The organism is Actinomycetota bacterium (assembly GCA_030776725.1).
Taxonomy (GTDB): Bacteria; Actinomycetota; Nitriliruptoria; order Nitriliruptorales; family JAHWKO01; genus JAHWKW01.
In genome coordinates, this window is the sequence record JALYHG010000202.1 from 1 (window position 1) to 9,556 (window position 9,556).

9 protein-coding genes and 1 tRNA gene are annotated in these 9,556 nt (G+C 72.2%); 3 read left to right on the forward strand and 7 right to left on the reverse strand.

Translation table 11 applies throughout. The annotated features are described in order from the left end of the window. Nucleotides 1-271: 271 nt before the first annotated feature. The 5 genes from M3N57_09815 to M3N57_09835 form a co-directional block, all read right to left on the reverse strand. Complete coding sequence (locus M3N57_09815; GenBank protein ID MDP9022967.1) at nt 272-1,477, reverse strand: MFS transporter; 1,206 nt, start codon at nt 1,475-1,477, stop codon at nt 272-274. A gap of 2 nt (nt 1,478-1,479) precedes the next feature. Next, nucleotides 1,480-2,628, reverse strand: coding sequence for a protein kinase (locus M3N57_09820; GenBank protein MDP9022968.1), 1,149 nt, complete (start codon nt 2,626-2,628; stop codon nt 1,480-1,482). Nucleotides 2,629-2,697: 69 nt separating this feature from the next. Further along, nucleotides 2,698-4,005 (reverse strand): protein kinase, encoded by a 1,308-nt coding sequence (locus M3N57_09825; GenBank protein ID MDP9022969.1) that lies wholly within the window; start codon nt 4,003-4,005, stop codon nt 2,698-2,700. Nucleotides 4,006-4,079: 74 nt separating this feature from the next. Further along, entirely contained in the window at nt 4,080-4,613 is a 534-nt protein-coding gene (locus tag M3N57_09830) for a molybdenum cofactor guanylyltransferase (GenBank protein MDP9022970.1), read from the reverse strand. 102 nt (nt 4,614-4,715) lie between these two features. After that, a complete protein-coding gene (locus M3N57_09835) occupies nt 4,716-5,237 on the reverse strand; it encodes a histidine phosphatase family protein (protein MDP9022971.1) in 522 nt (173 codons plus the stop codon). Between the two features lie 251 nt (nt 5,238-5,488). Here M3N57_09835 and M3N57_09840 point away from each other — a divergent pair, with 251 nt between their 5' ends. Together M3N57_09840 and M3N57_09845 are read left to right on the forward strand one after the other, a co-directional pair. Next, nucleotides 5,489-6,361: a DMT family transporter gene (locus M3N57_09840; GenBank protein MDP9022972.1), complete on the forward strand. Its 873-nt coding sequence runs from the start codon at nt 5,489-5,491 to the stop codon at nt 6,359-6,361. 53 nt (nt 6,362-6,414) lie between these two features. Beyond that, on the forward strand, nt 6,415-8,172 hold the full coding sequence (locus tag M3N57_09845; GenBank protein MDP9022973.1) for an aldehyde dehydrogenase family protein: 1,758 nt from the start codon (nt 6,415-6,417) through the stop codon (nt 8,170-8,172). A gap of 46 nt (nt 8,173-8,218) precedes the next feature. On the opposite strand, the gene M3N57_09850 is transcribed toward M3N57_09845, so the two are convergent. After that, on the reverse strand, nt 8,219-8,593 hold the full coding sequence (locus M3N57_09850) for an amino acid-binding protein (GenBank protein MDP9022974.1): 375 nt from the start codon (nt 8,591-8,593) through the stop codon (nt 8,219-8,221). Between the two features lie 136 nt (nt 8,594-8,729). Between M3N57_09850 and M3N57_09855 the strand changes: the two genes are divergently transcribed. Further along, nucleotides 8,730-8,802 (forward strand) — tRNA-Asn (locus M3N57_09855). Between the two features lie 122 nt (nt 8,803-8,924). On the opposite strand, the gene M3N57_09860 is transcribed toward M3N57_09855, so the two are convergent. Further along, nucleotides 8,925-9,556: cell wall-binding repeat-containing protein (locus M3N57_09860; protein ID MDP9022975.1), on the reverse strand; the 632-nt coding region annotated here is incomplete at its 5' end.

Below are 9,556 nucleotides of genomic sequence, written 5' to 3' on the forward strand. Positions count from 1 at the left end.
CGCGATGCGGGTACGTACGCAGCGGCGCTGGACGCCTCACCGTCCATGGCGACCTCCCTGGGACGTCGATGGCGACCCTACGGCGGCGTCGCCGCAGAGACGGACCGACGTTCGACCGACCCGGGACGGACACCGTGCCAAAGATGCTCAGCTTAGCGACCGCGGCGTCCGGTACAGCCGATCATCCACCCGCTCCAGGCCATCACCACGTGGATCCATCACTCCCTCCGTTCGAGCTCTACCCAGAGTCGAGCATCGGCTCGGGCCGTCGTCACCCGACTGCTTCGCGGCGGGGCTGCAACGCTGCCGCCAACGCGAAGGGCATCGTCGCCGCCACGGCCGCCCCGACGGCGAAGGTCGCGGGCGACCCGACGGTTCCCGCGGCGTACCCGGAGACGACCGGCCCGATCGTCTGGCCGAGGCGAGCAGCGCTGACCCACAACGCGACGACCGTGCCGCGGCTCGCCGCCGGCGCGACGCTCGTCGCGAGGTCCTGCAAGCCGGGGATCAGCAGGCCTTCGCCTGCCCCGACCACCAAGACCGCCCCGACCAGGTACGGCAGCGACGGTGCCCATGCGACGCCCGCGTAGGCCACCGGGAACAACGCCGCTCCGGCGACGATCACGCGACGGCCCACGAACCGCTGGTGCAGCCGCCCGAGGAGGAGCGCAGCGACGGTCGACGTGACCGCGGGGAGTGCCAGGAGCAGCCCTCGCTGCGACGGTGTGAGGCCGAAGGCTTCCTCGGCGTAGAGCGGCAGGACGGTGAGGCTCAGCCCGAAGATCAGCACGAACAACACGACCCCGACCGCCAGCACCCCGCGCACCGCCCTGGTGCGCAGGTACGGCGCCGCTGCGGCGAGTTGCTGACCGACCGTCTCGTGGCGGGTCTCGGTTGAGGGCAGCCCGCGCCACGCCGCCGCGGCCGTGATCAACGCCAGCGGGTACAGCGCGAACGGGGCGCGCCACCCGGCCAGGTCCACCAGCGTCCCACCGATCGGCGGGACCAGAGCCAACGTGACGGTCAGCACCGCAGCGTTGCGTCCGATCAGCCGAGCCCGCTCGGTGCCGTCCCAGTGGTCGCCGATGATCACCACGGCCAGGTTGATGAGGCCAGCTGAACCGGCACCCTGCGCGAGGCGGAGCGCCACCAGGACGGTGAGCGTCGGCGAGAGCCCGGCCAACCCTCCGGCCACCCCGTAGAGGACCAGGCACGGCACCACGACCTCGCGCCGGCCGTACCGGTCGGCCAGCACACCGATCACCGGTGCGAGGACGACCCCCGGGGCGGTGGCACCGGCGAGCACCAGGCCGGCGAGACGGCGTGACGCCTCCAGACCATCGAGGATCTCGGGCAGCGATGGGGTCAGCAGAGAGTTGACCGTGATGCCCGTGATCGTGATCGACGCGACGAGCAGGAAGGATGGTCTCTGTCGGTTCGGCTGGCGGCGTGCTGGCTCGTCGTCGGTGGCGGCCATCGCTAGGGCCGCGGATCCGCCGGCGCCCCGCCGGGAACGACCGGCCCTGGACCGACCACCGACCGCAGCGTCTGGGTCTCGGGCGCTCCCGGCGGGCCTGGGCGCGCCCGCGATCCGAACAACGCCCCCAGCCCCACCGCAGCGACGACCAGGACGATGACCACCGCGGCCGCGACAGCCACGACCGTCCCCGTCCGCCGGTGACCTCCCGCCGACGTCGTTCGGATGACGACGCGCGTGTCGGCACCCGCAGCGTCGACCGGCGCGATCGCCACCGTGTCGTCCGCGCCCTGGCCGGTGCGGTCGGGTCCGGCGGTCAACGACGGTTGGCCCCGGCGGACGCGGTCGAGGTCGGCGCGGAGCGCGTCGGCGGACGGGTAGCGGTCGTCGGGGTCCTTGGCCAGCGCCCGCAGCACGACCGCGTCCAGTGCGCGCGGCACCTCGCCGACCGCGGCGGATGGCGGGTCGGGCTGGCGGTGGACGTGCTGGTGCAGGATCCCGATCGGTGCGTCCGCGGTGAACGGTGGGCGTCCGGCGAGCATCTCGTACAGGACGCAGCCCAGGGAGTAGATGTCGGCGCGAGCGTCGACTCGCTCGCCGGTCGCCTGCTCTGGAGACAGGTACAGGACCGAACCGAACCCGGCAGCGACCGTGGCGTCGACGTCGTCGCCGGTGATGCGGGCGATCCCGAAGTCGGTGACCTTCACGGTCCCGTCGCTCGTCCAGAGCACGTTCGCCGGCTTGACGTCGCGGTGGACCAGCCCCTGCTCGTGGGCAGCGGCCAGAGCGCTCGCGATGGCCGACGCCGTGGCGATGGCGCGCTCGACCGGGAGACGGCCGGCGTCGGCGAGCAGGTCCTTCAGTGAGGGGCCGTCGACCAGCTCCATGACGATGTACTCGCCCGCGTCGCTCGAGCCGGTGTCGTAGACGCGCACGACGTTGCGGTGACCCAGCCGGGCAGCGGCGCGGGCTTCGTCCCGGAAACGCTGCACCGCATCAGGATCGCCGACCAGGTGCGGCGCCATGACCTTGACCGCGACGTCACGGTCGAGAGTACGGTCCCGCGCGCGGTAGACGCGGCCCATCCCGCCTTCGCCGAGCACGTCCAGCAGCGCGTAGCGGTCGGCGAGCACGTCACCAGGCCGGGTCACGGGCGTTCCGAAGGTCGCGGGCGGTGGCAGGCTACGGGCGACGACCGCCACGGTCGGTGCAGCGGGGGGTCACCGCGGCTGCGTGCCGATCCGCAGACCGACGCCGGGGACCGTCACGGCCGGGCCGGGGGTCGGCGGCTGGGTCGCCGTGGCCGTGGTCGGCGGAGACTCCGGTTGCGTCTCGGGCGCTGGTTCGGTCTCCGGCGCCGGCTCGCGCTGCCGTGGCGTGTCGGGGGCTGGTGAGGTCTCGGTCTCGAACACCGGTGGGGACGTCTCCGGCTCCTCGGTCGCCTCCACCTCCGGTGGTGGGGGCAGGAACCGGTCGAGGCGGAAGTCGACGGTCGAGGCGATGAACCAGACCAGCAGCCCGGCGATCGCCACCACGATGAACCAGAAGATCGCCCGTTGTGTCCCGGCGGAGACGGCGTCGGGTGGTGCGACCACCACCCGGTGGCGTTCGGCGCTGCCGCGGGACGGGCCGTGAGGGCCGACCGGCACGGTCTCGGCATCGCCGCGCGGCAACAGTCGTGTCGCGTCCAGCGGGACGGCGGCGGGCTCCTCGCCACGCTCCAGGCGGGTGAGGTCGTCGCGGAGATCGCGGGCGTCGACGTAGCGGTCGTCGGGATCCTTGGCCAGCGCCCGCAGCACCACCGCATCGACGTCCGGGTCGATCCCACCGACCCGCGCGGACGGGGGGCGCGGCTCCCGGTGCAGGTGCTGGGACACCACCGCGAGCGGGGAATCTCCCACGAACGGCGGCGTCCCCGTCAGCATCTCGTAGAGCACGCAGCCCAACGCGTACACGTCCGTGCGGGCGTCGACGGGGTCGCCGCGGGCCTGCTCCGGCGCCATGTAGGGCGCCGAGCCGTACACGGCGTCGGTGACGGTCGCAGCGGCCACCGCCCGGGCGATGCCGAAATCGGTGACCTTCACGGTCCCGTCCCGCGCGAACATGATGTTGGCCGGCTTGATGTCACGGTGGACGATCCCGCGGTCGTGTGCCGCAGCCAGAGCCGCGCAGACCTGGGCGGCGATCATCACGCTGCGGCGGGGCGGTAGGGACGCCTCGTCGGCGATCCGCTGCTGCAGCGTGGGTCCGTCCACCAGCTCCATCACGATGAAGTGGGTGCCGTTCTCCGAACCGGTGTCGTGGATCGCGACGATGTTCGGGTGCGTCAGCGAGGCAGCGGCGCGGGCCTCGCGGCGGAAGCGCTCCTGGAAGGACGCGTCCTCGGCGACCGTCGAGGACAGGACCTTGACGGCGACCGGACGGTCGAGGAGGCGATCATGGCCGCGGAAGACCTCCGCCATCCCGCCGCGTCCCAGCCGCGCCGTGAGCGCGTACCGCCCGCCGAGCACCTCACCCGGTTGTGCCAACGCGTCCTCCGGCTCGCGACGGCTGTCGGTGTACGGATACCGCAGGCGGCGTGCGGACGCACCTCAGGTGGCGGTCAGGTGGGCCGGAGTGCGGCGAGGTCGGCTGGGCGGTCGAGGTCCACCGCGAAGGCGCCATCGGGGTCCGCGCCGGCCCAGACGTCTGATCCGGCGATCCGCGCTCCGACGGCCGACAGCGCATGGGTGACGCTCCTGGTCCCCGACGCGAGCACCCGGCCGAGTGAAGCGCTCGCGTGTGTGGCGTAGACACCCGAGAACGGCTGCACGCGGCCGTCGACGAGTGGGACCACCGCCGCTTCGCCCCGCCACAGGGTGGCCAGCGCGACCAGCACCTCCGGGGAGGCGAACGGCTGGTCCACCGCCGCCACCGCGACCAGCGGCGTGTCGGCCGCTTCCAGGCCCGCCACGATCCCGGCGAGCGGTCCGCGGCCCGGCACCGCGTCGGCAACCTGATCCCACGGCAGCGTTCCCAGCCGCTGACCGTCACCCGACGCGATGAGCACGCGGCCACACACGCGCGACAGGCGCGACGCGACCCGTCGGACCAGCGGTTCGCCGTCGAGCTCCAGCCACGCCTTGTCCTGGCCCATACGACGGCTCGTACCGCCGGCTAGGACCAGGCCTGTGAGCGCGGGAGCCGCACGCATGGAGGCGCCAGCGTAGCGCCGGCCGGTGTGACCGCGTGCACTGCCTCACTCGAGGGCACGCACCTCGTAGCGGTCACCGTCGGCCACGACCAGCACACCGGCGCCCTTGGAGACCGGCTCGATCTCCTGCCCGGTCAGGCCGTACACCGCAGCTTCGTTGGTGGGGCTGTGGCCCACGATGAGCGCACGGCCGCCGTCATCGAGCGAGTCCAGCACGCGCCGCAGGGCCTCACCGAGGATCTTGGCCTCCTCCTCGACGAAGTCGGCCGCGACCCGCTTGAAGTCGGACAACGCCCCGCCACCGGCCTCCTGGTAGGCCTCCTTCCAGCGGTCCTCGTGGTCCGAGCGCAGCCCTCGCTCCACCACCACACCACGATCGACCCCTCGACAGCCCGCAGCGAGGAAGCACGCCGCGGTCTGCGTGGCCCGCTGCGCGCCGGTGGACACCACCACCTCGTAGCGGTCCTGCAGGCGCTGCCCGACCTCCAGCGCGTGGCGGACCCCGTCGTCGGTGAGCACGTCACCGTCGTCGTCGGTGTGCCGTCGCAGTTCGAGTTCCTTGGTCATCGCTGCTGCCCTCTCGTCGCTCGTTGACGAGGATGGCTGCTCGACCTCGACGTGGCAGGCGCCAGTCTCGGTCGGGCGTCGGTCGGCCGTCGACGCGTGCGACGCGGAGGTCGGGCCACGGCTGTCGCCGCGTGCGGTGACCTAGCCTGCAGCGGATGTCGACGAGTCAGCCGGCCCGCACGCACCCACCCGCGGAGCCTGCGGCGCGGAGCGTCCCGTCGCTGCCACCGTCGGCGACGGTCGCCGGCTTGGTGACGGGCGTCGTCGCCGTGTCCTCGGCGGCTGTCCTCATCCGGGTCGCGGACGCCCACCCGCTGGCGATCGCGTTCTGGCGCTGCCTCGGTGGGGCGGTCGCGCTCGCCCCGTTCGCGGTGCGTGCCCGCCGGGGGGCGCCGCCGTTGGAGGCGGCACAGCGCCGGCAGATCGCCGGGGCGGGCGTGCTCCTGGCCGTGCACTTCGCGCTGTGGATCACGTCGCTGGACTTCACGACGGTCGCGTCGTCGGTGACGCTGGTGACCTTGTCGCCGGTGTTCGTCGGGGTCGGTGCTGCGGCGGTGCTGGGCGAGCCCCCGACCCGACGCACCTGGATCGGCATGGCGATCACCATGGCCGGGGCGTTGATCATCGGCGTGGGCGACCTGTCAGACATCGCGCTCGGCCGGCGCGCGTTGTTCGGCGACGTTCTCGCCTTCGGTGGTGCCATCGCCGTGGCCGGGTACCTCCTGGCGGGGCGGGCAGCGCGCCGGCGCCTGCCCGTGTCGGTGTACGCCGGCGGCGTCTACGCGGTGGCGGCCGTCGTGCTGCTGCCCGCGGCCGTGGCCGCCGGTGCGCGACTGACGGGGTACAGCGCCGTCACGTGGCTGGCCTTGCTTGCCCTGGTGGTGGGACCACAGCTGTTGGGCCACACGGTGTTCAACGCGCTTCTGTCCACGGTGACGGCCACGGTGCTGTCGATCGTCGTGCTCGCGGAGCCGGTCGGCGCGACGCTGCTCGCGTGGGCCTTCCTCGACGAGTTGCCCAGCCGGCTGTTCTGGGTCGGCGCCCCGCTGATCCTGGCCGGGGTCTTCACGGCGACCGCGCGCCGACGGGGCCCGGCCGCAGGCCCGGAACCGCCGCCGGCGTGAGCTTGAGTAGCGTCAGCGTCCCCGACCGTCTTCAGCGACGTGGAGAGGACAGGATGTCGACCAGCAGCGACCTGCACGGCACGTTGACCATCCCGGAGGGCATCCAGTCGATCCCCGGGTCATCCCGCGACGAGCTCGACGCCGCCGTCGAGACGGTGGGAGCCCGCAAGGGCGACTGGGTCGCCGTCGACGTGAACGAGCGCATCCGGATCCTCCAGCAGCTGATCGACGACACCCTCGAAGAGGCGGAGCGCTGGGCGGACGCGGGGACCGCCGCGAAGGGCATCGACCCGGACTCCAACTTCGCCGGTGAGGAGTGGCTCTACGGCCCGGCACTGGTCCTGCGCAACCTCCGGCTGCTGCAGCGGGCGCTGCAGGACATCGCCGAGCACGGCCGGCCGCAGCTACCCGGCCAACCCCACACCCGCCACGACGGCCAGGTGGTCGCCCCCGTCTTCCCCACCGACGTGATCGACCGGCTGCTGTTCCTGGGTTTCACCGCCGAGGTGTGGATGCAGCCCGACGTGACCCTCGAGGACCTGCCCGACACCCAGGCGGTGATCTACCAGCCGGGCCACCACCACGACGGCAAGGTGGCGTTGGTGCTCGGGGCGGGCAACGTCGGCGTGATCCCCCCCACGGACGTGCTGTACAAGCTGTTCGCCGAGGACCAGGTCGTGGTGGTGAAGATGAACCCCGTCAACGACTACTTGGGGCCGATCCTCGAGGACGCCTTCGATGCGCTGATCGACCGCGGCTTCTTGAGGATCGTGTACGGCGGTGTGGACGCAGGCCGCTACCTCACCGATCACCCGGGCGTCGACACCGTCCACATCACCGGGTCGGACAAGGCCCACGACGCGATCGTGTTCGGCACGGGCGACGAGGGCCGTCGCAACAAGCAGCAGCGCACCCCCCAGCTCGACAAGCCGATCACCAGCGAACTGGGCAACATCACCCCCGTCATCGTCGTGCCGGGTCCCTGGTCGGAGGGCGACCTGGCCTTCCACGGCGACAGCATCGCGTCGATGCTGGTGGGCAACGCCGGGTTCAACTGCGTCACCGCTCGGCTGATCATCACACACCGCCGCTGGGGCAAGCGAGGTGCCCTCCTCGACGCGATCCGCGACGCCCTGGAGCGCACCACGCTGCGGTACGCCTACTACCCGGGCGCGCGTGAACGGTTCGAGCGGTTCGTCGAGGCGCACCCGGAGGCCGAGACCTACGGGGGCGACCGGTCGGAGGGGGTGCCGTGGACGTTCATCCCCGGGGTCGCACCCTCAGACGAGGACGACATCGTCTTCACGACCGAGCCGTTCGCCGGCATCTTCGCCGAGACGGCCCTCGACGCGCCGCGGTCCATCCCCGACTTCCTCGCGGAAGCCACTGAGCTGTGCAACGACCGGCTGTGGGGGACGCTCGCCGCCACGATCATCGTCCACCCGCGGTCGCTGAACGACCCGGCCGTCGCTGACGCCGTCGACCGGGCCGTGTCCGACCTTCGCTACGGGACGGTGGCGATCAACCACTTCACGGGCGTTGCGTTCGGGATGTTCTCGACCCCGTGGGGCGCCTACCCCGGGCACGAGCTCCACGACATCCAGTCCGGACGGGGCGTGGTGCACAACACCTACCTGTTCGACCAGCCGCAGAAGTCCGTCGTGCGTGGACCCTTCCGGGTGTGGCCGAAACCGGTGTGGTTCGCCAACCACCGCAACGCCGAGGCGACGTTGCGCGAGCTGGCCCACGTGTTCGCCGACCCGTCGCTGCGCAGGCTCCCGAAGCTGATGTGGGAGGCGGCCCAGGGGTGAACCGGCGGGTGTGACCGGCGGGTTCGACGATGCCGGGATCGTCAGGTCACGAGAACAGCTCGCGGGCCGTGCGGATGTCGTCGACCGCGAACACCACCCGGTTGTTGGTGGCCAGGTACGCCTGCTCGATGTTCACCCCCGCGTCGGCCAGGACCCGGCTCTTGTCGCCGAGCGCCCCCGGACGGTCCTCGATGTCGAGGACCAGGACGTCGCGGGCGGCCCGCACGTCGAAGCCGGCGTCTGCCAGGACCCGCTGGGCCTCGTCGGCGTCGGTGACGAGGATGTGGACGATGCCCTTGCCCTGACCGGTGAAGGCGCTGACACCCTCCAGGTTGATGCCGGCCCGGCCGGCTGCCTCACCGATCCGCGCCAGCACCCCCGGTTCGTCATCGGGGATCAGGACGAAGTCCCTGTACTCCATGAGTTCCACCTGTTCTGGCCGCGTCGGGTCACGCCCCCACCAGCATGCTAGGACGGTCAGATCCGGCGGGCAGCCCGGGGATGGGCCTGCGACATCTCGACGGTCGGTGACCGGCGAGGTACCGTCACAGCGTCCTTCCGGGGTGGCGCAACCGGCAGCGCGAGGCACTGTTAATGCCGAGGTTGAGGGTTCGAGTCCCTCCCCCGGAGCCCATCCGACGCGGCGCACCCCGAGCGGGGTGCGCCGTTCGACGTTGCCCCCGGTGAACGGCGACGGGGCCCCTCGCGGGGCCCCGTGCCGTTCGTGGTGTTCGCGGTCAGCTAGCCGGTGATCACGGTGACGGGAACGCCCCGTGAGCCGGCGCGGGGTCGAACGAGCACTCCTGCTGCGCGCCACCGCCCTGGATGGCCTGCTCGGCCCTCGCCTGGACGGCCGCGGCGACCGCCTGGACACCGCCGTACACCCACACACGTTCGAGGGTGTGCGCGGTCCAGCACAGGTAGCGGGCCGCCTCGACGGACAGCTCGCTCGTCCCGGTGAGCAGCATCGGGCCGTCCAGCCGGCCGCCGATGTGGACCCCACCGGTCAGCGCGTCGGCGAACATCGGGTCCTGATCGGTCCCGGTCCCGCCAGCGCGGGCCAGGCCCGCGTGGGCTGGAGCCTCGAAGAAGAACTCCGCCACCGCGGCCGACGTCCCGACCCGGCCGACGCCGAAGATCGAGCGGTACACCTCCGGCTGGAGCGCGTAGCCGTTCACGGCCGGACCACCGATCGCGTACCGGCCGGTCTTCTGGTGGGCGTTGATGAACGCTTGGGTCAACTTGTGCTTCTCGGTGCGGGTGTAGCCGCTGAGCAGCACCGCGGTGTTGTCCTCGTGCGCTGCCGCGGCGCCCGCCACGACCGCGTCCGGCCAACGGAAGGCCGACGCGATCAGCAGCTTCTCCAGAGGCCCGGTCGTCTTCT

Excerpts from the sequence above, each read along its gene's own strand:
- M3N57_09835 (MDP9022971.1), bottom strand. The coding sequence starts at position 5,237 with ATGACCAAGGAACTCGAACTGCGACGGCACACCGACGACGACGGTGAC.
- M3N57_09845 (MDP9022973.1), top strand. The coding sequence starts at position 6,415 with ATGTCGACCAGCAGCGACCTGCACGGCACGTTGACCATCCCGGAGGGC.
- M3N57_09850 (MDP9022974.1), bottom strand. The coding sequence starts at position 8,593 with ATGGAGTACAGGGACTTCGTCCTGATCCCCGATGACGAACCGGGGGTG.
- M3N57_09830 (MDP9022970.1), bottom strand. The coding sequence starts at position 4,613 with ATGGGCCAGGACAAGGCGTGGCTGGAGCTCGACGGCGAACCGCTGGTC.
- M3N57_09815 (MDP9022967.1), bottom strand. The coding sequence starts at position 1,477 with ATGGCCGCCACCGACGACGAGCCAGCACGCCGCCAGCCGAACCGACAG.